The organism is Streptomyces sp. NPDC052496 (genome assembly GCF_040679095.1).
Taxonomy (GTDB): Bacteria; Actinomycetota; Actinomycetes; order Streptomycetales; family Streptomycetaceae; genus Streptomyces.
This window is the reverse complement of sequence record NZ_JBFAUH010000023.1, coordinates 155,515-179,718: the sequence shown is the minus strand read 5'-3', so window position 1 is coordinate 179,718 and position 24,204 is coordinate 155,515. Positions and strand designations below refer to the sequence as shown.

29 protein-coding genes and 5 tRNA genes are annotated in these 24,204 nt (G+C 70.9%); 21 read left to right on the top strand and 13 right to left on the bottom strand.

From position 1 onward, the window contains the following. From AB0L45_RS28495 to AB0L45_RS28480, 4 genes are all read right to left on the bottom strand, one after another. On the bottom strand, positions 1–311 hold a 311-nt coding region (locus tag AB0L45_RS28495), incomplete at its 3' end, for an ATP/GTP-binding protein (RefSeq protein WP_365844817.1). After that, on the bottom strand, positions 292–702 hold the full coding sequence (locus tag AB0L45_RS28490) for a DUF742 domain-containing protein (protein WP_003986417.1): 411 nt from the start codon (positions 700–702) through the stop codon (positions 292–294). The genes AB0L45_RS28495 and AB0L45_RS28490, both read right to left, overlap by 20 nt. A 97-nt stretch (positions 703–799) precedes the next feature. Next, positions 800–1,213, bottom strand: coding sequence for a roadblock/LC7 domain-containing protein (locus tag AB0L45_RS28485; protein WP_365844842.1), 414 nt, complete (start codon positions 1,211–1,213; stop codon positions 800–802). Between the two features lie 9 nt (positions 1,214–1,222). Next, entirely contained in the window at positions 1,223–5,008 is a 3,786-nt protein-coding gene (locus AB0L45_RS28480; protein ID WP_365844815.1) for a nitrate- and nitrite sensing domain-containing protein, read from the bottom strand. Between the two features lie 639 nt (positions 5,009–5,647). Between AB0L45_RS28480 and AB0L45_RS28475 the strand changes: the two genes are divergently transcribed. The 3 genes from AB0L45_RS28475 to gltX all read left to right on the top strand — a co-directional run bounded on the left by AB0L45_RS28475 (position 5,648) and on the right by gltX (position 8,187). Further along, the gene (locus tag AB0L45_RS28475; RefSeq protein ID WP_365844813.1) at positions 5,648–5,869 is read left to right on the top strand and encodes a hypothetical protein; all 222 of its coding nucleotides are present in this window, start codon (positions 5,648–5,650) and stop codon (positions 5,867–5,869) included. An 85-nt stretch (positions 5,870–5,954) separates the two neighbouring features. Next, the gene (locus AB0L45_RS28470) at positions 5,955–6,716 is read left to right on the top strand and encodes a fumarylacetoacetate hydrolase family protein (RefSeq protein ID WP_365844811.1); all 762 of its coding nucleotides are present in this window, start codon (positions 5,955–5,957) and stop codon (positions 6,714–6,716) included. Then, on the top strand, positions 6,709–8,187 hold the full coding sequence (gene gltX / locus AB0L45_RS28465) for a glutamate--tRNA ligase (protein ID WP_365844809.1): 1,479 nt from the start codon (positions 6,709–6,711) through the stop codon (positions 8,185–8,187). Before AB0L45_RS28470 ends, gltX begins: the two co-directional genes overlap by 8 nt. A 78-nt stretch (positions 8,188–8,265) precedes the next feature. Here the strand turns inward: gltX and AB0L45_RS28460 are convergent, their stop codons facing one another. The 3 genes from AB0L45_RS28460 to AB0L45_RS28450 form a co-directional block, all read right to left on the bottom strand. Beyond that, positions 8,266–8,505, bottom strand: coding sequence for a hypothetical protein (locus AB0L45_RS28460; RefSeq protein ID WP_365844807.1), 240 nt, complete (start codon positions 8,503–8,505; stop codon positions 8,266–8,268). Then, entirely contained in the window at positions 8,502–8,834 is a 333-nt protein-coding gene (locus AB0L45_RS28455) for a DUF6247 family protein (protein WP_365844805.1), read from the bottom strand. Before AB0L45_RS28455 ends, AB0L45_RS28460 begins: the two co-directional genes overlap by 4 nt. A gap of 143 nt (positions 8,835–8,977) precedes the next feature. Further along, the gene (locus AB0L45_RS28450; RefSeq protein WP_365844803.1) at positions 8,978–9,277 is read right to left on the bottom strand and encodes a hypothetical protein; all 300 of its coding nucleotides are present in this window, start codon (positions 9,275–9,277) and stop codon (positions 8,978–8,980) included. A gap of 110 nt (positions 9,278–9,387) precedes the next feature. Here AB0L45_RS28450 and AB0L45_RS28445 point away from each other — a divergent pair, with 110 nt between their 5' ends. Beyond that, positions 9,388–10,266, top strand: a complete 879-nt coding sequence (locus AB0L45_RS28445) for a helix-turn-helix transcriptional regulator (RefSeq protein WP_365844801.1) — start codon at positions 9,388–9,390, stop codon at positions 10,264–10,266. Positions 10,267–10,275: 9 nt separating this feature from the next. Then, complete coding sequence (locus tag AB0L45_RS28440) at positions 10,276–10,476, top strand: DUF397 domain-containing protein (protein WP_365844799.1); 201 nt, start codon at positions 10,276–10,278, stop codon at positions 10,474–10,476. Between the two features lie 67 nt (positions 10,477–10,543). Here AB0L45_RS28440 and AB0L45_RS28435 read toward each other — a convergent pair whose 3' ends face one another. Continuing rightward, entirely contained in the window at positions 10,544–10,843 is a 300-nt protein-coding gene (locus AB0L45_RS28435; protein ID WP_365844797.1) for a hypothetical protein, read from the bottom strand. 136 nt (positions 10,844–10,979) lie between these two features. Here AB0L45_RS28435 and AB0L45_RS28430 point away from each other — a divergent pair, with 136 nt between their 5' ends. The 6 genes from AB0L45_RS28430 (at position 10,980) to AB0L45_RS28405 (ending at position 12,310) form a co-directional block, all read left to right on the top strand. After that, a complete protein-coding gene (locus AB0L45_RS28430) occupies positions 10,980–11,705 on the top strand; it encodes an HAD family hydrolase (protein ID WP_365844795.1) in 726 nt (241 codons plus the stop codon). An 87-nt stretch (positions 11,706–11,792) separates the two neighbouring features. Continuing rightward, a tRNA-Gln gene (locus AB0L45_RS28425) sits at positions 11,793–11,864 on the top strand. A gap of 39 nt (positions 11,865–11,903) precedes the next feature. Then, a tRNA-Glu gene (locus AB0L45_RS28420) sits at positions 11,904–11,976 on the top strand. A gap of 63 nt (positions 11,977–12,039) precedes the next feature. Next, a tRNA-Glu gene (locus AB0L45_RS28415) sits at positions 12,040–12,112 on the top strand. A 16-nt stretch (positions 12,113–12,128) separates the two neighbouring features. Beyond that, positions 12,129–12,200: transfer RNA gene (locus AB0L45_RS28410), tRNA-Gln, on the top strand. Positions 12,201–12,237: 37 nt separating this feature from the next. Continuing rightward, positions 12,238–12,310, top strand: a tRNA-Glu gene (locus tag AB0L45_RS28405). A 71-nt stretch (positions 12,311–12,381) separates the two neighbouring features. Here the strand turns inward: AB0L45_RS28405 and AB0L45_RS28400 are convergent. Then, the gene (locus AB0L45_RS28400) at positions 12,382–13,029 is read right to left on the bottom strand and encodes a MerR family transcriptional regulator (protein ID WP_365844840.1); all 648 of its coding nucleotides are present in this window, start codon (positions 13,027–13,029) and stop codon (positions 12,382–12,384) included. Positions 13,030–13,114: 85 nt separating this feature from the next. Between AB0L45_RS28400 and AB0L45_RS28395 the strand changes: the two genes are divergently transcribed. Beyond that, the gene (locus AB0L45_RS28395; RefSeq protein ID WP_365844793.1) at positions 13,115–13,606 is read left to right on the top strand and encodes a DUF4188 domain-containing protein; all 492 of its coding nucleotides are present in this window, start codon (positions 13,115–13,117) and stop codon (positions 13,604–13,606) included. Positions 13,607–13,658: 52 nt separating this feature from the next. Here AB0L45_RS28395 and ndgR read toward each other — a convergent pair whose 3' ends face one another. Next, positions 13,659–14,375, bottom strand: a complete 717-nt coding sequence (gene ndgR / locus AB0L45_RS28390; RefSeq protein WP_003984709.1) for an IclR family transcriptional regulator NdgR — start codon at positions 14,373–14,375, stop codon at positions 13,659–13,661. Between the two features lie 172 nt (positions 14,376–14,547). On the opposite strand from ndgR, the gene leuC reads away from it, so the two are divergent. The 5 genes from leuC to AB0L45_RS28365 all read left to right on the top strand — a co-directional run bounded on the left by leuC (position 14,548) and on the right by AB0L45_RS28365 (position 18,153). Continuing rightward, the gene (leuC, locus tag AB0L45_RS28385; protein WP_365844791.1) at positions 14,548–15,978 is read left to right on the top strand and encodes a 3-isopropylmalate dehydratase large subunit; all 1,431 of its coding nucleotides are present in this window, start codon (positions 14,548–14,550) and stop codon (positions 15,976–15,978) included. Between the two features lie 3 nt (positions 15,979–15,981). Further along, the gene (gene leuD / locus AB0L45_RS28380; RefSeq protein WP_365844789.1) at positions 15,982–16,575 is read left to right on the top strand and encodes a 3-isopropylmalate dehydratase small subunit; all 594 of its coding nucleotides are present in this window, start codon (positions 15,982–15,984) and stop codon (positions 16,573–16,575) included. A 135-nt stretch (positions 16,576–16,710) separates the two neighbouring features. Beyond that, positions 16,711–16,956 carry a hypothetical protein gene (locus AB0L45_RS28375; RefSeq protein ID WP_360131275.1) on the top strand — a complete coding sequence of 82 codons (246 nt, stop codon included), beginning with the start codon at positions 16,711–16,713 and terminating at the stop codon, positions 16,954–16,956. 125 nt (positions 16,957–17,081) lie between these two features. Continuing rightward, entirely contained in the window at positions 17,082–17,804 is a 723-nt protein-coding gene (locus AB0L45_RS28370) for an HU family DNA-binding protein (RefSeq protein WP_365844787.1), read from the top strand. A 121-nt stretch (positions 17,805–17,925) separates the two neighbouring features. Continuing rightward, on the top strand, positions 17,926–18,153 hold the full coding sequence (locus AB0L45_RS28365; RefSeq protein WP_365844785.1) for a hypothetical protein: 228 nt from the start codon (positions 17,926–17,928) through the stop codon (positions 18,151–18,153). Between the two features lie 130 nt (positions 18,154–18,283). On the opposite strand, the gene cofC is transcribed toward AB0L45_RS28365, so the two are convergent. Beyond that, positions 18,284–18,970 carry a 2-phospho-L-lactate guanylyltransferase gene (gene cofC / locus AB0L45_RS28360; RefSeq protein ID WP_365844783.1) on the bottom strand — a complete coding sequence of 229 codons (687 nt, stop codon included), beginning with the start codon at positions 18,968–18,970 and terminating at the stop codon, positions 18,284–18,286. A 140-nt stretch (positions 18,971–19,110) separates the two neighbouring features. Between cofC and AB0L45_RS28355 the strand changes: the two genes are divergently transcribed. The 3 genes from AB0L45_RS28355 to AB0L45_RS28345 all read left to right on the top strand — a co-directional run bounded on the left by AB0L45_RS28355 (position 19,111) and on the right by AB0L45_RS28345 (position 22,178). Continuing rightward, entirely contained in the window at positions 19,111–19,941 is an 831-nt protein-coding gene (locus AB0L45_RS28355; RefSeq protein ID WP_365844781.1) for a lysophospholipid acyltransferase family protein, read from the top strand. Continuing rightward, positions 19,938–20,939: an NAD(P)H-dependent glycerol-3-phosphate dehydrogenase gene (locus AB0L45_RS28350; protein ID WP_365844779.1), complete on the top strand. Its 1,002-nt coding sequence runs from the start codon at positions 19,938–19,940 to the stop codon at positions 20,937–20,939. The genes AB0L45_RS28355 and AB0L45_RS28350 overlap by 4 nt, the downstream gene beginning before the upstream one ends. 102 nt (positions 20,940–21,041) lie before the next feature. Next, a complete protein-coding gene (locus AB0L45_RS28345) occupies positions 21,042–22,178 on the top strand; it encodes a D-alanine--D-alanine ligase family protein (protein ID WP_365844777.1) in 1,137 nt (378 codons plus the stop codon). Positions 22,179–22,205: 27 nt separating this feature from the next. Here AB0L45_RS28345 and AB0L45_RS28340 read toward each other — a convergent pair whose 3' ends face one another. Together AB0L45_RS28340 and AB0L45_RS28335 are read right to left on the bottom strand one after the other, a co-directional pair. After that, positions 22,206–22,697 carry a DUF3515 domain-containing protein gene (locus AB0L45_RS28340; RefSeq protein ID WP_365844775.1) on the bottom strand — a complete coding sequence of 164 codons (492 nt, stop codon included), beginning with the start codon at positions 22,695–22,697 and terminating at the stop codon, positions 22,206–22,208. A 9-nt stretch (positions 22,698–22,706) separates the two neighbouring features. Continuing rightward, positions 22,707–22,940 (bottom strand): Lrp/AsnC ligand binding domain-containing protein, encoded by a 234-nt coding sequence (locus tag AB0L45_RS28335; protein WP_030018372.1) that lies wholly within the window; start codon positions 22,938–22,940, stop codon positions 22,707–22,709. 227 nt (positions 22,941–23,167) lie between these two features. Between AB0L45_RS28335 and AB0L45_RS28330 the strand changes: the two genes are divergently transcribed. After that, a complete protein-coding gene (locus AB0L45_RS28330) occupies positions 23,168–24,151 on the top strand; it encodes a thiamine-phosphate kinase (RefSeq protein ID WP_365844773.1) in 984 nt (327 codons plus the stop codon). Positions 24,152–24,204: the final 53 nt, after the last annotated feature.

Genomic DNA, 24,204 nt, shown 5'->3' with positions numbered 1-24,204 from the left:
ATGAACCAGAAGCGGTCCTGACCGGGGGTACCGAAGAGGTACAGGATCAGGTCCTGGTCCAGGGTGATGCGGCCGAAGTCCATCGCCACCGTCGTGGTGGTCTTGTCCTGGACATGGCTCAGATCGTCGATCCCCGCCGAGGCGGAGGTCATCACGGCCTCCGTGCGCAGCGGGTTGATCTCCGAGACGGCCCCGACGAACGTGGTCTTGCCCACGCCGAAGCCGCCCGCCACCACGATCTTGGCGGAGGTGGTGGACCCGCCGCCCTGACCGGCGGCGGGCCCGGCCCCGTCAGAGCTTGCGAAGTCCACTGAGCACCCTTTCCAGCAGCGTCACATCGGGCGTACCGCCGGCTTCGGTGCTGCCGCCCGGCTGGTGGATCGCCACCATGCCGGCCTCCGCCAGGTCCGCGACCAGGATCCGGGCCACACCCAGCGGGATGTGCAGCAGCGCCGAGACCTCGGCGACCGACTTCACCTCGCGGGTCAGGTGGCAGATGCGCTGGTGCTCCGGCAGCAGACCGGGCAGCTGGGACGGGTCGGCGGTCGTGCTGACCAGCGCCTCGATGGCGAGCTGGTAGCGCGGCCGGGTCCGTCCCCCGGTCATGGCGTACGGGCGGACCAGCGGCTGGTCACCTTCGCCCCCGTACGGCGCTTGGCTGTAGGCGCCGTACGGGCCGGGCGAGGCAGGTGGCGGGGTCATGGGGTCCTCCGGACGGGACAACTGACTGTCGTCGGGTTGGGCCGGTGGGGGGTGCGGCACGGTGGTCGGTGGGTCGGGTCGTGACGTTCGGCGGGACTCAGTGCAGCAGGCTGCCCTGGAGCTCGGCGCGCAGGTCGGGCGTCAGCACGGTGCCCGCGCGGTCGACCAGCAGGGCCATCTCGTAACCGACGAGGCCGATGTCGCACTCGGGGTGCGCCAGGACGGCCAGCGACGATCCGTCGGAGACGGACATGATGAAGAGGAAGCCGCGCTCCATCTCCACCACGGTCTGGTTGACCGCGCCGCCCTCGAAGATGCGCGAGGCACCCGAGGTCAGCGAGGTCAGCCCCGACGCCACCGCCGCCAGCTGGTCGGCACGGTCGCGCGGGAAACCCTCGGACATGGCGAGGAGCAGTCCGTCCGCGGAGACCACCACCGTGTGGGACACACCGGGGGTGTTGTCCACGAAGTTGGTGATCAACCAGTTCAGATTCTGCGCCGCCTGGCTCATCGGACTCAACTAACGCTCCTGCTGGTGAGTGGGGTCGACAATGCCGTGGTTGCCGGTGGAGGCGTTCTCCTCGGCCCGGTAACGGCCTTGCTGGATACCCCGACGAAGATTGGTCAGACGGCCGCGCACGTCATCGGGCGCACGCGAGACCTGCGGACCGGTCTGGTTCGACTGCTGCTGCGCGGTGCCGGCGACCAGGTTGGCGCGCGGCACGCGGCGGGGCAGTCCGGACGTGGTGACGCCGCCGGCGGCGGGCTGGCGGATCTGCTCCGCCTGCCGCCAGCGCTCGTCGTTGGGGGAGGCGCGCCACTGGCCCTGCTGGCCCTGCGCGCGGTCGTCGGCGGCGGCACCGTTCAGCAGGCCCGCACCGGACGTACCGCCAGCCGCACCGCCCGTCGCGGCGCCGGGCTCGCGGCGCGGCAGCGGCGGCGCCTCGGAGCGCTCCGCCGACGGGGCCTGCGGCTCCTCCGCGGCCTGCTCCGGAACGGAGGCCGCGCCGGAGGCCGGGTGGCTGAACCAGTTGGACTCGATGGTGTCGAAGATCGGCGTACGGCCGTCCCCGGGGCCGGCCGGCGAACCGCCGCCGAGCAGGTCACCGGCGCCGTCGTCCGGACGCTGCCGGTCCTGCGCCGGCCGGGCGAACTCGCCGGTGCCCTGCTGCGACCCGTTCCGCAGGTCGGCGGGGAGCGCGAACTCGCCGGTGGCGCCGGCGCCCTGCTGCGGCGCGCCGCCGAAGGCGTTGCCGCCCCCGAAGCCGCTGCCCGCGTTCGGGTCGTAACCGTTGTTCTCGTACGCGGTGTCGCCGTACTCGCCGAAGCCACCGCGCTCGGCGCCCGGACGGGCGAACTGCCCGGTGTCGCCGGGGCCCTGCGACGGCTCGCCGCGCAGGTCGGCGGGCAGCTCGTACTGGCCGGTGGTCTGGTTGTCGCGCTGCGGCGCGCCGGTACCGAAGGCGTCCGGGCGGGCGAACTCGCCGGTGTCACCAGGGCCGTCGGCCTGACCGCGGTCCGCGCCGGGCGGCGGGGCGTCGAAGTCGGGACGGGCGAACTCCGCCGTGTCACCGGGGCCGCCGGCCGCCGGGCGGGCGAAGGTGCCGGTGGTCTCCGGCTCCTCGTGGCCGCGCGGCTGGTCCTGCGCCTGGCGGGGCGTCATCGGCCAGTCGTCGGAGGCACCGCGCTCACGGCGGGCGCCCCAGCTCGTGGTGCCGGGCTGCGCCGGACCGCCGGCGGCGTCCGCGCCGCCGGTCAGCTCACCGGCCGCACCGCGCTGCGGAAGCTGCGCGCGCTCGTCGCGGCGGGGCGCACCCGTCGGGGGAGCGACCGTCGGCATCTGCGAGGTGTCACCGGCACCCGTACCGGCGCCCGTGTTCGCACCGGCCGGCGGCGCGCCACGGGTCGGCAGCGCCGGACGCCCGTCGCTCAGCTGACCGGCACCGGCACCGCTCTTCGCGGGCCCGGCAGGGGCGTTGCCCGTACGGCCGCCCGGCGCGCCGAACGCACCGGCACCGGGGCCGCCCGGACCACCGCGGCCCGGCAGCGCCGGGCGCGCGCCGCCCGCGCCGACCTGGCCGCGCGGCTGCAGGCCGGCGAGGCGGTTGGCGGAGGCGTTCGGGGTGTTCGGCAGGCTCGGGGTGGACGGGCCGCTCTCGACGGGGCCGGCGCCCGGCCCGCCCTTGCCGCCCGGCTGGGGCTTCTTGCCGCCCTGGGCGACATCGACCGGCAGCATGACCAGCGCCGTCGTACCGCCCGAGTCGGACGGCCGCAGCTGGATCCGGATGCCGTGCCGCAGCGACAGGCGGCCGACCACGAACAGACCCATGCGGCGGGAGACCGAGACGTCCACCGTCGGCGGGCTGGCCAGCCGCTCGTTGATCGCGGACAGGTCCTCGGGCGACAGGCCGATGCCGGTGTCGTGGATCTCGACCAGCACGCGGCCGTCGGGCAGCGCGTGACCGGTGACCTTGACCTTGGTCTGCGGGGAGGAGAACGAGGTGGCGTTCTCCAGCAGCTCGGCGAGCAGGTGGACGAGGTCGTTGACGACGCGGCCCGCGACCTCGGTCTGCGGTACGGCGCTCAGTTCGATGCGCTCGTACTGCTCCACCTCGGACGCGGCGGCACGCAGGACGTCGACCAGCGGCACCGGGCGCGTCCAGCGGCGGCCCGGCTCCTCGCCCGCGAGGACGAGGAGGTTCTCACCGTTACGGCGCATACGGGTCGCGAGGTGGTCCAGCTTGAACAGCGAGGACAGCTGGTCCGGGTCGGCCTCGCGGGACTCCAGCTCGGAGATGAGCGAGAGCTGGCGCTGGATGAGGCCCTGGCTGCGGCGCGAGAGGTTGGTGAACATCGCGTTGACGTTGCCCCGCAGCAGCGCCTGCTCGGACGCCAGACGGACGGCTTCGCGGTGCACGTCGTCGAAGGCCGCGGCCACCTTGCCGATCTCGTCCCGGCTGTGCACGCCGACGGACTCCACGGAGGTGTCCACGTCCTGCGGGTCCGCCTCGGACAGCTGCTTGACCAGCTCGGGCAGGCGCTCCTGGGAGACCTTCTGCGCGGTGTCCTGAAGACGGCGCAGCGAACGCACCATGGACCGGGACACGACGAACGCGCCGACCAGCGAGATGCCGAGGACCAGCAGGATCAGCGCACCGCTCAGGATCGCTTCCTGGGTCGCCTCGTTGCGCAGCTCGCGGGACTTCTGCTCCATCTGCGAGAGCAGCGAGCTCTCGATACGGCCCATCTCGTCGATCTTGACGGTGTCGGTGTCGTACCAGTCGAGGTACTTGTAGTCCTCGCCGTGGATACCGCCGTCACTGGCGAAGGCCCGGTGCGCGAAGGCGACGGCCGCCTTGATGTCGTCGTTGTTGCCGTCCAGACCCTTGGTCAGGTCGGTGGCGCCGTTGTAGATCTGCGAGAAGCGGTCGCGGGCCGCCTTCTCGTTGTCCTCGGCGGTGCGGCCGGCCAGCCGGTCGTTGGAGGACAGCTGCGGGCCGCCCTTGTGTGCGAGGCCGGCACTGACCAGCGCGCGCTGCATCGACGCGTATTCCTTGGCGGAGGAGAACGCCGCGAGCGCACGGGTGCTGCGGATCATCTCCGGGTTGCTGGTCGCCTGCGCCATGTCCTGGGAGAGCGCGAGCAGCGAGGTGATCAGCTGGTTGTAGCTGCTGACCGTACGGGCGGCGTTGTCGCCGTCCTTGTACGCGTTGTTGCGGATCTCGTTGAGGGTGTTCAGCTGACGCCCGATGTCCAGCAGGGTCGCCTGCACACCGGCCATCGTCGGGTCGTCGCGCTGGACGTCACCGGTGGCCTTGTTGAACGCCTGCTTGGCCCGGTCGGTCGCCTCACGGGGGGCGACGACGCTGGCGTCGTCCTTGACGTTGCCGGTGCCGGCGATCGGACCCGCCGACTTGTCCCGCTCCACCTGGAGTGCGTCGGCCAGCTCGGTGGCCTGCCGCGTCATCTCGGTGAGCAGCTGCATCTTGTCGAGCTGGTCGATGTTCTCCAGGGAGGTGGAGATCCGCATGCCGCCCAGCGTGGTCGCGGCGATGACGGGGAGCGCCAGCAGGGAGACCAGACGGGTGCTGATGCGCCAGTTGCGCATGGCTATTCGCGCGCCGGTGCCGTTCGGCTCCTTGGCGCCCTTCGACGGCTTGGGCGAGGCGCCGTCGGCGGAGTCACCCCCGGCCGACGGGCCGGAGCCCGGGCCGTGCTGGGGCGAGGAGGCGCGGTCGCTCCCGCCGCGCAGCTCCGGGTCCGCCGCAGCTTCCCCTTGGCCCTGGCGGGCCTGGGGAGACCCCATGCCATCCCTCTTGAAACGTCCCTGCACTAGCGTCGCAACCTCTGGACCAGGCGTCCCTCCGCGTGAACGGCGGGACGGTTGTCGAGTCGTAGGGGACCGGGGCCCCCGTGTGGCGGTCGTGAGTGACCGGCGAGCTGCCCTCTCTGGCCGAGAGAGCGGCACCACCGCGCGGCGCTTCGCTGCGCCCCCTGCGCGCCGTCCGGCTGAAACCTGCGGCGGTCCGTGGAATTCCAGCACAGTGCCGGATCTCCAACAAGGGCGGTGCCGTCCCCCGTGACATGCGTGACGCAATGTACGGAACGCGTCACAACGTGTAGAGAGTGGCGCTGTCGATAACGGACTTATGCCCGCGAGTCGCTCACGCGTACGCCCTGTCCCAGGTGCGGTGATCGGGAGCGGAACATGGGCTTCAATCCTGCAATGTCCGTTTCGCCCCTGGATGTTGATCATGAGAAATGCGGCATTTGTCGCACAGTTCGTGAGCAAACTCACAGGCACCCGGTCGACTTTCCCGGACGCGCGCGGGGAATAGCGCGCATAGCCTGTCGCTTTACACAGTTGCCCGAAATGACAAGGCCGTAACCCCGCGCGTGCGGGAAACGGCCTTGTTTCCCGACGTCCTTACGCGAGGCACAAGCAGTGAAGACCACGATGATGTTCCGCAACATAGCCAACCCGCGCCGCACCACCCTCGCGCACCTCAAGGACGCCGACGAGCTCCAGAGCGCCGCGGCCGAGGCACCGGAGCACGCCGTCGAGCTGCCCACCCAGACCGCCAACCCCCGCCGCACCGTCCTGATGGACGCCCCCGCGCCGCAGGCCGTCCCCGCACCGGCCGACGCCGCGGACGCGGCCGTGTGACCAAGGGGAAGCGGGCCGGCCGCGCCCCCGCGATAGCCTGGAGTGTCAACTCCGGCCAGTGATCAATGAGGGGCAGCGGCAACCCGTGCGCATCGCCAGATTCTCCATCGACGGCAACGTCGGCTTCGGCGTCCTCGACGGCGACGACATCGACGTCATCAAGGGACACCCCTTCGCGGAATTCGAGCGCTCGGGCCACAAGGTCCCCTTGGACAAGGTCCGCCTGCTGCCCCCGGTCCTGCCCAACAAGGTCGTCGCGGTCGGCCGCAACTACGCCGAACACGCGCGCGAGCTGGGCAACGAGGTCCCGGACGTGCCGGTCACCTTCTTCAAGCCCTCCACCTCGGTGGTCGGCCCCGGCGACCCCGTGGTGTACCCCTCCTTCTCCCAGGAGGTGCACCACGAGGCGGAGCTCGCCGTCGTCATCGGCCGCATGTGCCGCGAGGTCCCCCGCGAGCGCGTCAAGGACGTCGTCCTCGGCTACACCTGCGCCAACGACATCACCGCGCGCGACGTGCAGAAGCGCGAGGCGCAGTGGGCCCGGGCCAAGGGCTTCGACACCTCCTGCCCGCTCGGCCCCTGGGTCGAGACCGAGCTGGACCCCAGCGACCTGACGATCATGTGCACCGTCAACGGCGAACAGCGCCAGCTCGGCCGTACGAGCGAGATGGTGCGCTCCGTCGAGGACCTGATCGTGCACATCACCGAGGCGATGACGCTGCTCCCCGGCGACGTCGTCCTCACGGGCACCCCGGCCGGGGTCGGCCCCCTCCAGGACGGCGACGAGGTCGCCGTCCACATCGAAGGCATCGGCACTCTCACCAACAAGGTGATCAAGCGTGGCTAACGCGACCCCCGTCCGCGTCCGTTTCTGTCCCTCCCCGACCGGCAACCCCCACGTGGGCCTGGTCCGCACCGCCCTGTTCAACTGGGCCTTCGCCCGGCACACCCAGGGCACCATGGTCTTCCGTATCGAGGACACCGACGCGGCCCGCGACTCCGAGGAGTCCTACAACCAGCTCCTGGACTCGATGCGCTGGCTGGGCCTGGACTGGGACGAGGGCCCCGAGATCGGCGGCCCCCACGCGCCGTACCGGCAGTCGCAGCGCATGGACCTCTACAAGGACGTCGCGCAGAAGCTGCTGGACGCCGGCCACGCGTACAAGTGCTACTGCTCCACCGAGGAGCTGGACGCCCGCCGCGAGGCCGCCCGCGCCGCCGGCAAGCCCTCGGGCTACGACGGCAAGTGCCGCGCGCTGACCGCCGACGAGATCACCGCGTACGAGGCCGAGGGCCGCGAGCCGATCGTCCGCTTCCGGATGCCGGACGAGCCGATCACCTTCACCGACCTGGTCCGCGGCGAGCTGACCTTCACCCCGGAGAACGTGCCGGACTACGGCATCCTCCGCGCCAACGGCGCCCCCCTCTACACGCTCGTCAACCCGGTCGACGACGCCCTCATGGAGATCACCCACGTCCTGCGCGGCGAGGACCTGCTCTCCTCCACCCCCCGCCAGGTCGCCCTCTACAAGGCCCTGATCGAACTGGGCGTCGCCAAGTCGATCCCCGCCTTCGGCCACCTCCCGTACGTCATGGGCGAGGGCAACAAGAAGCTCTCCAAGCGCGACCCGCAGGCGTCCCTCAACCTGTACCGCGAGCGCGGTTTCCTCCCCGAGGGCCTGCTGAACTACCTCTCCCTCCTCGGCTGGTCCTTCTCCGCCGACCAGGACGTCTTCTCCATCGAGGAGATGGTCGCGGCCTTCGACATCGCCGACGTCAACGCCAACCCGGCCCGCTTCGACCTGAAGAAGGCCGAGGCGATCAACGCCGACCACATCCGCCGCCTCGACCCGAAGGCCTTCGCCGAGGCGTGCCGCCCCTGGCTCCAGGCCCCGCACGCCACCTGGGACGCGGCGGACTTCGACGAGGCCGCCTGGCAGGCCATCGCGCCCCACGCGCAGACCCGCCTGACGGTCCTCTCCGACATCACCGCCAACGTCGACTTCCTCTTCCGCAAGGAGCCGGTCGAGGACGAGGCGTCCTGGACCAAGGCGATGAAGGGCGACCCGGTGGCCCTGCTCACCACCGCCCGCGAGAAGCTGTCCGGCGCCGACTGGTCCAGCGCCGACTCCCTCAAGGAGGCCGTCCTGGCCGCCGGCGAGGCCCACGGCCTCAAGCTCGGCAAGGCCCAGGCCCCCGTCCGCGTCGCTGTCACCGGCCGCACGGTAGGCCTCCCCCTCTTCGAGTCCCTGGAAATCCTGGGCAAGGACCGGACGCTGGCGCGCATCGACGCGGCGCTGGCGAAGCTGGGCGCGTAACGCGGAGGCTTGACGCCGTACGCCGAAGGGCGGTCACCGGGTGCCGGTGGCCGCCCTTTCGTAGGTGACGGCTCCGGCTCACGCGGCCACGAGATCGATGACGTTGATCACGACGTGCGTGTTGGACACCACGTACTGGACGAAGCCGCCCTCGAAGGTGGCCGACCAGCTGTTGTCCCGATGGCTCTTGGCGGGCGCGCCGAACGGATTGAGGCTGAGCCGTTTCTCCAGCTCCTCCAAGGAGACCCGTTGTGCGGCGCTCAGGGCTGCCTTGCACCGTGCGGCGCGGTCCGCGTACCTGATGACGTAAGCGGTCATGGGCACCTGCCGACGTCGATGGGATTGTTCTCGGCGTCGTACGCATTCCCCTCGGCGTCCCGGAAGACCATGCCCTCCGTGTCCCCCTCCGCCAGGCGCTTGGCCATCTGCTCCACCTGATCCAGGTAGCCGGGCGTCGCACACGCGCAAGCGAAGGGGAACCACTTGTCGACGACCCGGTCCAGCTCCGCACGGTCGAATTCCGCCGCCGCGCTGAGCCAGTCCTGCTCGAAGTACTGGAGCCAGTCCGGGCGCCGCTGCAACGCCGTACGGATGGCGTCCGGAGTCCGCTCGCAGGCGTTCCGATCCACTTCGATCTCTCTGTCCATGGCCGGCGACCTCCGGTACGTGTAGGCAGGGCGGGACTCACGGTAGGCGGCGCCGGGGCACGCATCCAGGAAATCGGGGCTTCCGTGTCCCGGCGGACGCACCATGACCGGCGACGGTCGAATCGGTCCGCTCGGCCGGGCCCTCATGCCCCCGGCCAGACGACGCTCCCCAGACTCCCCGGCCGCATCGACACGAACCGGGCCGCGCGCTCCGGCGCCGTCACCGACATCCGGAAGCCGCAGTCCACGCCGGCGACATCCGCCCGCCCGTCCTCGTAGGCGAGGCCCCATGCGGCGACCCGCGCGTCCCGGAACCCACCGACGGCGTACTCCTCGACGACGGCGAAGAGACGGGGCGCGGTGGCGTCGACCAGTTCTTGTACCTCCCGCCCGAACCCATCAGGGGGGCCGGGGAGGGGTGGGGGTGGGGATACGGTGGTCATGTGAAGTCTCCCGCCTGTGGGCGAAGTTGCTTGGCCGACAGCGAGGAGACTAGGGCGGTTGCTGGTATGCAGACCATTGATTGGCTGGATTCCGTACCGCTACCACTCCTGTGAGTGAAAGGCAGAAGGTATTGGTCCGTGCCAAGGTCCCGCCGACGGTCAGACAGCGGCGTCTTGGGGCCGAGCTGCGCCGTCTTCGGGAGCACGCAGGACTGTCCGCGACGCGTGCCGGAGAACTGTTCGGCGCGCCGCAGTCGCGTATCAGCAACATCGAGGCGGGCAACTACGCGGTCAGCGCGGACCGTGTCAGGGCGCTGGCCCGGCTCTACGAGTGTTCGGACGATGCCCTCGTCCAGGCGCTGGCCGCGATGACCGGCGGCCGTACGCGCGGCTGGTGGGACGAATACCGCGAGTTGCTGCCCGCGGCGCTGGTCGAGGTAGCCGAGTTCGAACACGAGGCCACGGCGCTGCGGGTCGCCGTGCTCGTGGCTATGCCCGGCCTCCTGCAGTGCGCCGAACACGTCCGCGCCGCATACAGCCAGAACGTGCCTCCGCTTCGCCCGTTCGAGATCGAACACTGCACTGCGTTCCGCATCAGGCGCCAGGGCGTCCTGCACAGGGAAATACCGTTGCCCTACACGGCGATCATCCACGAAGCCGCGTTGCGGATGGGGATCGGTGGGGCCGACGTCGTGCGTGCACAGCTTCGGCATCTCATGGACATGGGTGAGCACGAGAACGTCACGATCCAGGTGGTCCCTTTCGGGCAGGCGGATTTTCCCGCATCAGGCGGCCAACCGATCACCTATGCGTGTGGGCCCGTGCCCCAACTGGACACCGTCCTGCTGGATACCGACCACGGCCTTGAGATTCTCCACGCGGAGGATCAGCTCGCCCGTTACCGGGAGGTTCTGGACCGCATGCGTCGGTGTGCACTCGATCCCGCCGAGAGTCGCAACTTCATCCACAAGATCGCGAAGAGTGTGTGAGGCCCGACGATGTGCGATTACCAGTGGCAGAAGTCCTCGTACAGCAACGCGGCGGTGAACTGTGTGAACATCGCCGCCGCCTCCGACGGCACCCTCCGTCTCCGGGAGAGCGACGCCCCCGAGGTGGTTCTCTCAGCTACCCGCGACAGCATCGCCGCGTTCCTCGCCGCGATCAAAGGGCACGGCGCCCGCCCGCCCGTGCGTACGTAACCGCTGACCACGCGCAGGGGCCCGGCAAGCCGAGCCCCCCACGTCACCTTCGGCGCGCGAGCGCGCCTCAGCAGACCTCGACGCGCTTGTACTTGCCCCAGTCGCTGTGGTGCCGGTAGCTCTGGCCGTTCTTCAGGGTGTGGCAGTCGAAGGGGCCGAAGGAGCCGACCACGCGGACGCGCACGGTCTTGCCGCAGGTGTTCTCGACGCGGGCTTCCCAGTAGCGGCCCACCACCGTGAAGACGTTGCGCTTGACGCAGGCGGGTGCCGTTCCGTTCGCGGCGGCCGGTGCGGCGGTCACCAGGCTGCCGAGTCCCAGGCCTGCCACGGCCAGGCCCACCACGGCGGCACGCTTCATGTCGATCACTGGTCGGTCACTCCCCGTCCGATTCCGGACGGGGCGCGGAATCGGCGCCCCGGCAGGGCGACAGCATGCCATGGCTTTGACGTGCGCAGGGCGAAAACCAAGATCCCGCGGGGTCCGCCCCGGTACGGTCGGTTCCATGACCATCGACGCCGTCCTCTGGGACGTGGACGACACGCTCTTCGACTACACGGGGTCGGACCGCGTGGGAGCCCTGCGGCACATCGAGGCGGAGGGGCTGCTCGGGCGGTACGCGGACGCCGAGTGCGCGCTCGGGCGGTGGCGGGAGTGCATGGAGGCAGCCTTCGCGCGCTTCCTGGCGGGGGAGCTGGGTTTTCTGGAGCACCGCAGGGAGCGGGCGCGCACCTTTCTGGGGACGCCGCTGAGTGATGACGAGGCGGATGCCTGGTTCGGGCGGTACGTCGCGCTCTACGAGGCCGCCTGGACGCTCTTTCCGGACGCCGCGCGGGCCCTGGAGGATCTTGCGCCGCTGGCCCGGCAGGGGGTGCTGTCGAACTCCTCCGTCGCCAACCAGGACCGCAAGCTGCGGACGCTGGGCATCCGCGATCACTTCGAGGTGGTGCTGTGCGCCGACGAGCTGGGGCACGCGAAGCCGGCGGCGGAGGCGTTCCGGGCGGCCTGTGACGCGATGGGGCTGAAGCCCGGCCGCGTGCTCTACGTGGGCGACAAGCTGGACGTGGACGCCATCGGCGCGCGGGACGCCGGGCTGGGCGCGGTGTGGGTGGACCGGGCGGGGCAGCGGGGCGAGGTGCCGGCCGGGGTGACGCGGGTCGGGGGGCTCGCCGAGGTGCCCCCGCTGGTGCGCGGCCTTATCGGTTTTGGAGCGTCGTCCACCTTCGGGTAATGTTCTTTCTGCGCCGCCCGGGCGGGCCGAAAGGCCGGGCCGGGAAGCGCAAGCCGAACAAGACCCCGGCGAGGGGTTGCGTTCTGGTGGGCTATGGTGTAATTGGCAGCACGACTGATTCTGGTTCAGTTAGTCTAGGTTCGAGTCCTGGTAGCCCAGCAAGAGATCTTCTCAAGGTCTCTTGATCGCGCAGTGCAAGCCCCCGTTGTGTAGCGGCCTAGCACGCCGCCCTCTCAAGGCGGTAGCGCCGGTTCGAATCCGGTCGGGGGTACAGATCCTTTCTCACCGTCACCTTCGGGTCGCTCCCGGATGCGACGACGCAAGGATCGCTAGGGCCCCCGTTGTGTAGCGGCCTAGCACGCCGCCCTCTCAAGGCGGTAGCGCCGGTTCGAATCCGGTCGGGGGTACTGGTCTAAACCACCATGGGCTATGGTGTAATTGGCAGCACGAGTGATTCTGGTTCATTTAGTCTAGGTTCGAGTCCTGGTAGCCCAGCGCGAAATCGCAGGTCACCTGCGGTTCTGCAGAGCAAGCCCCCGTTGTGTAGCGGCCTAGCACGCCGCCCTCTCAAGGCGGTAGCGCCGGTTCGAATCCGGTCGGGGGTACGCGCAAGGAAAGGCCCTCCCCGCTGGGGAGGGCCTTTTCGCATGGGGCGCCCCGGGACGGGGCGCCCGCCTCACGCGTCGCCGCGGAACCGGCGGTGCGACTCCTCCGCCTCCGCGAGCCGCCGCAGGCTCAGCAGTACCGGTTCCATGAGGACGGTCAGCGCCACCGCCGCCTCCACCTGCTCGGCCGGCGTCTCGTACTCCTCCACCAAGTCCAGGTCGGCGACGGCCAGTTCGCCGGCGATCCGGGCGTACGGCAGCACGCTCTCGACGGTGTGCGGATAGCCGAGCCGGGCGAGCGCGGCCAGGGCGTTCACCAGCATCCCGTACGCGGGGGAGACCGCCCCCAGCTCCAGCCCGTACTGCCAGCCCAGGCGGCGCAGCAGTGCGTCCGCCGTCCCGCGCGCGGCGGTGGTCTCCGGGGTCTCCTCGGCGGGCCCGGGATCGTGCGGCAGGGCCCAGACGGCCGCGCCGAGGCGCATGTGGTGGTCCAGCGACTCGTCCTCGACCGCGGCCAGCACCTCGCGCGCGGTGGCCACCGGCATCTTCCCGACCTGGACCAGCGCCCGCACCAGGCGCAGCCGGCGCAGGTGGGCGTCCCCGTACTCGGCCGTGGTGGCGGTGACCCGCTCGCCCGGCGGGAGCAGCTTCTCCCGCAGGTAGTACTTGATCGTGGCGGTGGGCACTCCGCTGCGTTCGCTCAGTTCCGCCAGTCGCATCCGCTTGCGCCCTTCCTTGGAGAGTGTCACTATCCAAGCATGGATAGTGCCGCTATCCAAAGTCCGGAGAGGCAGGGGGGCAGTCGTGAGCGACAAGGTCGTGCCGGGGCGCATGGTGGTGGACACCGACGGGGAGGTCGTCGTCTTCCTGATCGGCATGCGTGTCAACAGGTGGCGGGACGTGCGGAGTTGGGCGCCTGTGTGGCTGGGGATGCCGCGGATGCTCAAGGAGCTGTCGCGCGAGCGGAGTGCGGGACTGCTCGGATTCCGGCTGCTGAGCGGCGGGCCGCGCTCCTTCACCGTCATCCAGTACTGGGAGTCGCGCGAGAAGCTGTACGCGTACGCCTCGGAGCAGGACATGGCGCACCGCCCCGCGTGGGCGGCGTTCAACCGCCGCGCGCGGAGCGGCAAGGGGGGAGTCGGTATCTGGCACGAGACCTACGTCGTGCCGGCGGGGGCGTACAGCACGATCTACCACACGGTGCCGCCGACCGGGCTGGGGGCCGCGTACGGCGTCGCGCCGGCCGGCCGGCGCGGCAGGACGACCGCACCCGCGAGCGTGCCGCAGTACGGCTGACGCCCGCGGCGCGACGCGTGGCGGCGCTCCGGCCGGCCGGTGTTCTCGCTGGTCAGCCGGTGCGCCGCAGCGCCTCGCTGAGGCGCGCCGCCGCGTCGATGACCGCCTGGGCGTGCATCCGGCCCGGGTGGCGGGTCAGCCGCTCGATCGGCCCGGAGACCGAGACGGCGGCGACCACGCGGTTCGAGGGGCCGCGTACGGGGGCGGAGACCGAGGCCACGCCCGGCTCCCGCTCGCCGATCGACTGGGCCCAGCCCCGGCGCCGTACGCCGGACAGCGCGGTGGCCGTGAAACGCGCGCCCTGGAGGCCCCGGTGCAGCCGCTCCGGCTCCTCCCAGGCCATCAGGATCTGGGCCGCCGAGCCGGCCTTCATCGGGAGCGTGGAGCCGACCGGGACGGTGTCCCGCAGTCCGGACAGCCGTTCCGCCGCGGCCACACAGATCCGCATGTCGCCCTGGCGCCGGTAGAGCTGCGCGCTCTCGCCCGTCACGTCCCGCAGATGCGTGAGCACCGGTCCGGCCGTGGCCAGCAGGCGGTCCTCGCCGGCCGCCGCGGCCAGTTCCGACAGCCGCGGGCCGAGGATGAACCGGCCCTGCATGTCCCTCGCCACCATCCGGTGGTGTTCCAGTGCCACGGCCAGCCGGTGTGCCGTGGGTCGTGCGAGCCCGGTCGCCGTGACCAGCCCGGCGAGGGTGGCCGGACCGGACTCCAGAGCGCTCAGTACCAGAGCTGCCTTGTCGAGAACGCCGACGCCGCTAGAGTTGTCCATGCAACGATACTCGCGTCTCACAGTGTGAAACGCAAGTTCAATTTTCCGGGGAAGCCGCCAATCTGTAGGCACGGCCCCCGACCAGGGCCCGGCACGACGCCCGCAACCGGGGGACGGGCGCTTTGCACACAGTCGAGTTGGGCCGGCAATGCGGCCGGCCGGAGGGAAAGCGATGGGACGGACACTCGCGGAGAAGGTCTGGGACGACCACGTCGTCCGGCGCGCGGAAGGCGAGCCCGACCTCCTCTTCATCGACCTGCACCTGCTGCACGAGGTGACCAGCCCGCAGGCGTTCGACGGCCTCCGCAAGGCCGGGCGCCGGGTGCGGCGCACCGACCTCACCATCGCCACCGAGGACCACAACACCCCCACCCTCGACATCGACAAGCCCATCGCCGACCCCGTCTCGCGCACCCAGCTGGAGACGCTGCGCAAGAACTGCGCGGAGTTCGGCGTCCGGCTGCACCCGCTGGGCGACGTCGAGCAGGGAGTCGTCCACGTGGTGGGACCGCAGTTGGGACTGACCCAGCCCGGCACCACGGTGGTCTGCGGCGACAGCCACACCTCCACCCACGGCGCGTTCGGCGCGCTGGCCTTCGGCATCGGCACCAGCCAGGTCGAGCACGTGCTGGCCACCCAGACACTGCCGATGGCGCCCTTCCGGACCATGGCCGTCACCGTCGAGGGCGAGCTGCCCGACGGCGTCACCGCCAAGGACCTGATCCTCGCCGTCATCGCCCGGATCGGCACCGGCGGCGGCCAGGGGTACGTCATCGAGTACCGCGGCGAGGCCATCGAGAAGCTCTCGATGGAGGCCCGGATGACCATCTGCAACATGTCCATCGAGGCGGGCGCCCGGGCCGGCATGATCGCCCCCGACGCGACCACCTTCGCCTACCTGAAGGGCCGCGACCACGCGCCCCAGGGGCAGGAGTGGGACGACGCCGTCGCGTACTGGCGGACGCTGCGCACCGACGACGACGCGGTCTTCGACCACGAGGTCGTCATCGACGCCTCCGAGCTGGCCCCGTTCGTCACCTGGGGCACCAACCCGGGCCAGGGTGCGCCGCTTTCGTCGGCCGTCCCCGACCCCGCTTCGTACGAAGACGCATCGGAGCGCTTCGCCGCCGAAAAGGCCCTGGAATACATGGGGTTGACGGCGGGTCAGCCGCTGCGCGACATCCGTGTGGACACCGTCTTCGTAGGTTCGTGCACCAACGGGCGGATCGAGGACCTGCGTGCCGCCGCCGAGGTCGTACGGGGCCGCCGGATCGCCGACGGCGTACGGATGCTCGTCGTACCGGGCTCCGTGCGGGTCGCCCTCCAGGCGGTCGAGGAGGGGCTCGACAAGGTGTTCACCGGAGCCGGTGCGGAGTGGCGGCACGCCGGCTGCTCGATGTGCCTGGGCATGAACCCGGACCAGCTGGCCCCCGGCGAGCGCTCCGCCTCCACCTCCAACCGCAACTTCGAGGGACGGCAGGGCAAGGGCGGCCGCACCCACCTGGTCTCGCCCCAGGTCGCCGCCGCAACGGCGGTTCTCGGCCATCTGGCATCGCCGGCCGATCTGGCCGACGCCGACGTACGTACGCCCGCGGGAGTCTGAACCATGGAAGCCTTCACCACCCACACCGGCCGGGCCGTCCCGCTGCGCCGCAGCAACGTGGACACCGACCAGATCATCCCGGCGCACTGGCTCAAGAAGGTCACCCGCGACGGCTTCGAGGACGGGCTCTTCGAGGCCTGGCGCAAGGATCCGGCGTTCGTGCTGAACCAGGACGCGTACCGGGGGGCGACCGTCCTGGTGGCCGGACCCGACTTCGGCACCGGCTCCTCGCGCGAGCACGCGGTCTGGGCCCTGCAGAACTACGGCTTCAAAGCCGTCATCTCCTCGCGTTTCGCCGACATCTTCCGGGGCAACTCGCTGAAGAACGGACTGCTGACCGTGGTGCTCCCGCAGGAGACCGTCGAGGCGCTGCAGAAGCTCGCCGAGGCGGACCCCGCGGCCGAGGTCACCGTCGACCTCGTCGGCCGGCAGGTCCGGGCACCGGGCATCACCGCAGGGTTCGAGCTGGACGAGAACGCGCGTTGGCGGCTGCTGGAGGGCTTGGACGACATCAGCCTCACCCTTCGGGAGGAGGAGGCCATCGCCACGTACGAGGCGAACAGGCCGTCGTTCAAGCCGCGTACGGTAGTAGTCTGACCTCGGGTTTTTTGGCTCAAAGCCTTATTGCGTACGATGCGCCCCTTGCTAGTTGGCAGGGGGCGCATCGGCGTGTGAAGGCTGCTGTTGAGGCCCCGTGAAGCGACAACTCGCCGCAGATGGCACAATTAGCGCATGGAACGCGACGACCAACTCAAGCTCTACGGTCTCGTCGCCGACCGACTCAAGGACGCACACACACGAGTGCGGACACTGCAAGTCCCGGAGGGCGTACGCATGGCGCTGACCCGGAAGCTGCTCGTCATCACGGCGGCGGCGAAACACGATCTGGCGGACGCGGCAAGGCGTCTGGAGTGGTTCATGAACGACCTCGACGAGGGTCGCTTTCCCGAAGACGTGCACGCCGACGGAACTCCGTGAAGGTCGAGTTCGTTGCGGCACAAGGGTGATTAGCCCGTTTCGTGTTTGATTTGCGGTATATATCTGCCTAACGTGCGAAAAGGCTTGAACACTTTCGTTCCAGCAATGTCTCCGAAGGGGAAGACGTGAACAAGGCGCAGCTCGTAGAAGCCATTGCCGACAAGCTCGGCGGCCGTCAGAACGCCGCGGACGCGGTGGACGCGGTACTGGACGCAATCGTCCGTGCAGTTGTCTCCGGCGACCGCGTATCGGTCACCGGATTCGGTTCGTTCGAGAAGGTGGACCGTCCGGCCCGCTACGCCCGCAACCCGCAGACGGGTGAGCGGGTCCGGGTCAAGAAGACCTCGGTGCCCCGTTTCCGCGCCGGTCAGGGCTTCAAGGACCTGGTCAGCGGCTCGAAGAAGCTCCCGAAGAACGACGTGGCCGTCAAGAAGGCTCCCAAGGGCAGCCTTTCGGGCGGTTCCACCCGTACGACGGCCAAGGCCGCCGCCAAGAAGGCCACCGCCAAGAAGTCGTCGGCCGCGAAGAAGACCACGGCCACCGCCGCCAAGAAGGCGACCCCGGCGAAGAAGACCACGGCCACCGCCAAGAAGACCACGGCGACGCCGGCGAAGAAGACCACCGCCACGGCGAAGAAGTCGGCGGCCAAGAAGACCACGGCCACCGCCAAGAAGGCCACCCCGGCCGCGAAGAAGGCGACCCCGGCGAAGAAGGCCACCACCACCGCCAAGAAGACCACGGCCAAGAAGACCGCGCCCGCGACGAAGGCGACGGCGAAGAAGGCCCCGGCCAAGAAGACCACGGCCCGCAAGACCACCGCCAAGAAGACCACCGCCCGCAAGCGGTAATCAGCAGCGGCGACGCCACGCGTCGGGCCGGACTCCCCCCGGGGAGCCCGGCCCGCGGTGCGTCCTGAGCGGCCCGCCGGGCGTGCGGTACGGCCGCCGTACGCCGTCTAGGCTGGTCACCATGCAGGCCACCGCGTACACCTACGACGCCCAGACCCGTTCCGGCAGCGTGCTGCTCGACGACGGTACGCCGCTGCCCTTCGACGCGGCGGCCTTCGACGCCGGCGGCCTGCGGCTGCTGCGGCCCGGCCAGCGGGTCCGTATCGACGTCGAGGTCATGGACGACGTCGGCGGCGGCCAGGAGAAGGACGGGCGCCGCATCGTGCTCATCACTCTTCAGACATTCTGACGGCTTTCCGGCACCCCGCGGGCGCTCCGACGGCCGCGCGCCGCCCTTTCCCGGCGATCCGCCGCCCTTCGCCGCCCTCCCGGCGTCACGGCGCCTTTCCCCTCCCCTCGGACGTTACCGGTGCCTTTCGTCACGCTCCGGGCGCCCTGACACCTTCCGCCGCCGTACGGTCCCGTATCCGCGGCACGCAGCGGGCGGTGTGCCGCCCCACGCCCAGCGCCAGCGCGGCCCGCAGATCCTCGCCGGTGTCCACGTCCCGGCGTACGGATTCGGTGTCCGGCAGCACGATCTCGTGCGCCCCCGATTCGCGGTGACGCGCCCGGGACGGGCCTCCGAAAGCGGGTGCCAATTCCACTCCCGGCGCCGCGCACAGCAGCGTCGTCCCGATTTCCGCCGCATCCGCGAGAAATGCCCGGGGAAATGCGGCGGCCGCCGACAGCACCCGCCCCAGTTCCGCGGGCCGCAACGCCGGGAGATCCGCGTTCAGCGCCGCCACGGCCGCGCCGGCGCGCCGCTGCCGTACCCGCCCCGCCCCGTACGCCAGCGCCGCGTTGAGACCACGGGCCGGTACGTCCGCCACGACCCGCGCTCCGAGGGCCGCCAACCGCTCCCCGGCCACCGGATCGTCCGTGACAACCGCCACATCCAGGACGTCTTCGCAGGCCAGCGCGGCCGACACGGTGTCCAGCGCGAACGCCAGTGCCAACTGGGGCCGGAGCGCCTCCCCCGCCGCCCGGGACAGCCTGCTCTTCGCCCGTACCAGGGGTTTCAGCGGCACGACCAGGCTCCAGCCCGCGTCCGCTCCGTCTCTTCGCATCGCCCTCATTCTCACCTGCCGTCACCGCCATCCGTGAGCGGCGGGGTTACGGTGTTCTCGACATAGCGGGTACCTGGGGCGACACTTGTGCGGCTGCCGGGTCGCAGCAGCTCAGCAGATCCCACAAGGAGGGTGTCCCAGTGTCCCGCCGCAGAATCGGCTTCTGGTACCGCTTGGCCGCGGTCATCTGCAAACCGCCGCTCCTGGTTCTGTTCAAGCGGGACTGGCAGGGAATGGAGCACATTCCCGCCGACGGCGGATTCATCACCGCGGTCAACCACAACTCGTATCTGGACCCGCTCTCGTACGCGCACTACCAGTACAACACCGGACGCGTCCCGCGATTCCTCGCCAAGTCCGGGCTCTTCAAGGGCGGCTTCGTCGGCCTGATGATGCGCGGCACCGGCCAGATCCCGGTCTACCGGGAATCCGCCGACGCCGCGGTGGCCTTCCGCGCCGCCGTGGCCGCCATCAACAAGGGCGAATGCGTCGCCTTCTACCCCGAGGGCACCCTCACCCGGGATCCCGACATGTGGCCCATGCAGGGCAAGACCGGGGCCGCCCGCGTGGCATTGCTCACCAAGGCACCGGTCATCCCGGTGGCGCAGTGGGGCGCCAACGAGGTGATGCCGCCGTACGCCAAGGAGAAGAAGCTGCGGCTGTTCCCGCGCAAGACCCTGCGGGTCAAGGCGGGGCCGCCGGTGGACCTGAGCGAGTTCTACGGCAAGGAGCCCACCGCCGAGGTGCTGCGCGAGGTGACCGACAAGGTCATGGCCGCCGTCACCGACATCCTCGCCGAGGTGCGGAACGAACCGGCGCCGGCCGAGCCGTACGACCACCGCAAGGACGCCGTCCGGCGCAGCCGGGCCCGCCGGGAACAGCAGGCCGCCGAGCGGGCACGCAAGCGGGACGAGCAGGGCGTCGACCTGGACGACCAGGCACCGAAGACACAGGAGGATGAAGGCAAGTGACGCGCTGCGCCGTCTACGGCACGGGGTCCTGGGGTACCGCATTCGCGATGGTGCTCGGTGACGCGGGCTGCGAGGTGACGATGTGGGGCCGCAGAGCGGGCCTGGTCGACGCCATCAACACCGGCCGGACCAACCCCGACTACCTGCCGGACGCACAGCTGCCGGAGTCCGTACGGGCCACCACCGACCCCGCCGAGGCCGCCCAGGGCGCCGATTTCACCGTCCTGGCCATCCCGTCCCAGACGCTGCGCGACAACCTCGCCGCCTGGGCGCCCCTGCTGCCCGCCGACACCGTCCTGGTCTCCCTGATGAAGGGCGTCGAACTGGGCACCGCCAAGCGGATGAGCGAGGTCATCGAGGAGGTCGCCAAGGCCCCCGCCGAGCGCGTCGCGGTGCTGACCGGCCCCAACCTCGCCAAGGAGATCGCCGCCCGGCAGCCCGCCGCCGCGGTCGTCGCCTGCGCGGACGAGGCCGTGGCCCGGCGCCTCCAGGCCGCCTGCCACACCCCCTACTTCCGCCCGTACACCAACACCGACGTGGTCGGCGCGGAGCTGGGCGGCGCGGTCAAGAACGTCATCGCGCTGGCGGTCGGCATGGCCGGCGGCATGGGCCTGGGCGACAACGCCAAGGCCTCCCTGATCACCCGCGGCCTCGCCGAGACGACCCGGCTGGGCCTCGCGATGGGCGCCGACGCGCACACCTTCGCCGGCCTCGCGGGCATGGGCGACCTGGTCGCCACCTGCTCCTCGCCGCTCTCCCGCAACAACACCTTCGGTGCCAACCTCGGCCGCGGGATGACGCTGGAGGAGACCATCGCGGTCACCAAGCAGACCGCGGAGGGCGTCAAGTCCTGCGAGTCGGTACTGGATCTGGCGCGCCGGCACGGCGTCGACATGCCGATCACCGAGACGGTCGTGGACATCGTCCACGAGGGCAAGCCCCCGCTGGTGGCCCTCAAGGAGCTGATGTCGCGCAGCGCCAAGCCCGAGCGGCACTGACGGGCGCCGGGCCCGAGCGGCATCCGGCCACGGCCGGACCGTGGCGACTCCCGGGCCCGCGGCACAGACTCCTCCTGAGGCAGCAGGTACGCTCAACGCGATATGAGCAGCGAGACCTCTCCCCAGAAGCCCCGCGTCGCCGTCGTGTTCGGCGGGCGCAGCTCCGAGCACGCCATCTCCGTGGTCACCGCGGGCGCCGTACTGGCCGCCATCGACCGCGAGAAGTACGACGTGCTGCCCATCGGCATCACGGCCGACGGACGGTGGGCGCTGACCGCCGACGCCCCGGAGCGGATGGCCATCACCGACCGGAAGCTGCCGAACGTGGCGGAGCTGAGCGAGTCCGCCGACGGCACCGTCGTCCTGCCGGTGGACCCGACCAGCCGCGAGGTCGTCTACAGCGAGCCGGGCATGGCGCCCAAGGTGCTCGGCGAGGTCGACGTCGTCTTCCCCGTACTGCACGGCCCGTACGGCGAGGACGGCACCCTCCAGGGCCTCCTGGAGCTGTCCGGCGTGCCCTACGTGGGCTCCGGAGTGCTCGCCTCGGCCGTCGGCCAGGACAAGGACTACATGAAGCGGGTGTTCACCTCCTTCGGGCTGCCGGTCGGCCCGTACGAGGTCATCCGCCCGCGCGAGTGGGAGCAGGACCCCGCCGCGGCCCGCAAGAAGATCGTGGACTTCGCCGGCGAGCACGGCTGGCCGCTGTTCGTGAAGCCCGCCAGGGCCGGCTCCTCCATGGGCATCTCCAAGGTGGACGACCTCGCCGGGCTGGACGAGGCCGTCGAGGAGGCACGCCGCCACGACCCCAAGATCATCGTGGAGTCGCTGCTGAGCGGCCGGGAGATCGAGTGCGGTGTCCTGGAGTTCGCGGACGGCCCGCGCGCCAGCGTGCCGGCCGAGATCCCGCCGGTCTCGGACCACTCCTTCTACGACTTCGAGGCCAAGTACATCGACTCGGCCAGCGGCATCGTGCCCGCACCGCTCACCCCGGAGCAGACCGCGCGAATCCAGGAGCTGGCCGTGGCGGCCTTCGAGGCGGCCTCCTGCGAGGGCCTGGTGCGCGCCGACTTCTTCCTCCAGGAGAACGGCGAGTTCGTCATCAACGAGATCAACACGATGCCCGGCTTCACGCCCATCTCGATGTACCCGCGGATGTGGCAGGAGAGCGGCGTGAGCTACCCGGAGCTGGTCGACCTGCTGATCCAGGCGGCCCTGCGACGCTCCACGGGCCTGCGCTGACCCCCGGACCGTGCCCGGCCGGCGTCCTCAGACCCCGGCCGGCACCGTCCTGCGGACGGCGTCCGCGAAGTCGGTGAGCACACTGACCTCCGGGGCGTACTTCCCCGGCACGCTGACCTCGACATACGTCCTGCGCAGCACGGTCGTGAAGCGGTACCCGTCGTCCTGCTGCTCGAAGAGCCACTCGACACCGTCGACTTCCGCCGCGTCCGCACCGGGGTTGTAATGTTCACTCCCAGGCGTCAGCACGGCGGGCTTGCGTACCCCGCAGCGCAGCCGGACGGCGGGATCGCCCCAGACGGCGGTGAAGTCCGAGACCGGGTCGGCGGTGCCCCGCTCCAGCCCGTCCACGGTCCGCGGCAACTCCTTCTGGAGTGCCCGGCACTGCCGCGTGGAGTCGCCCGTGGGCGAGGGGGCGGCGACGGGGACCGAGGACGAGCAGCCCACCGCGGCGAACGCCACGGTGAGCAGGGCCGGAACCAGCAGCCGGCGCGACGAGGAGATCACCCGGCCGAGCATACGGGGGAGCTAGAGATGGACCACCGGGCAGGTCAGGGTGCGGGTGATGCCGTCCACCTGCTGGACCTTGGCGACCACCATGCGGCCGAGCTCGTCGACCGTGTCGGCCTGGGCCCGCACGATCACGTCGTACGGGCCGGTGACGTCCTCGGCCTGGATCACGCCGGGGATCTTGGCGATCACTTCCGCCACGGCCGACGCCTTGCCCACCTCGGTCTGGATCAGGATGTACGCCTGTACCACGGGACCTCCAGGGCGGCTTCGAGGATCATGTGGGAAGAAGGGACGCCACGGTACCGCGTCGGTGCGCGCGCCGGGGAGACCCGCGCGGGGAACACGACGCGCGGCGCGGGGACCGGCCACCTCGGGGGAGCGGGGGCCGCGCCCGCGGCGACGCGGTACGCGACGGCGACGCAGTACGGATCGGCAGCGCAGTACGGATCGTCCGTACGCATCGGAAGGGCAGCAGCATGAAGGGCACCGTGGGCGAGCTGGGAGAGTTCGGGCTGATCAGGGAGCTGACCTCCCGGCTCACCGCCACCCCGGCCGTACGGATCGGTCCGGGCGACGACGCCGCGGTGGTCACCGCGCCGGACCGCCGGGTCGTGGCCAGCACCGACGTACTCCTCGAAGGGCGGCACTTCCGCCGCGACTGGTCCACCGCCTACGACGTGGGCCGCAAGGCCGCCGCACAGAATCTGGCCGACATCGCCGCCATGGGCGCGGTGCCCACCGCCATCCTGCTCGGCCTGGTCGTCCCCGCCGAACTGCCCGCGACCTGGGCCACCGAGCTGATGGACGGGCTGCGCGACGAGTGCCACGTGGCGGGCGCCGCCGTGGTCGGCGGCGACGTCGTGCGCGGTGACACCATCACCGTCGCGATCACCGCACTGGGTGACCTGCGCAACCAGGAGCCCGTCACCCGATCCGGTGCCCAGCCCGGCGACGTCGTCGCCGTCACCGGCTGGCTGGGCTGGTCGGCGGCCGGCCACGCGGTCCTCTCCCGCGGCTTCCGCTCCCCGCGCGCCTTCGTGGAGGCGCACCGCCGCCCCGAGCCCCCGTACCACGCGGGCCCGGCGGCGGCCGGTCTCGGCGCCACCGCCATGACGGACGTCAGCGACGGCCTGGTCGCCGACCTCGGCCACATCGCCGAGGCCAGCAAGGTCCGGATCGACCTGCGCTCGGGCCAGATCGACATCCCCTCGCAGATGTCCGACATCGGTACGGCGGTCGGCGTGGACCCGATGCAGTGGGTGCTCAACGGGGGCGAGGACCACGCCATCGTGGCGACGTTCCCGCCGGACGTGAAGCTGCCCGCCCGCTGGAAGGTGATCGGCGAGGTGCTGAACCCGTCGGCGCTGCCGCAGGTGACGGTGGACGGGGCGCCGTGGGCGCACGCGGGCTGGGACCACTTCGGCGAGGATCCGGACGGCGATCCGGCAGCCGGCGCCTGAGGAGCCGGGGGACGGGTCCGCTTCCGAGGGACCACGGGCGGGCCCCGGGAGGG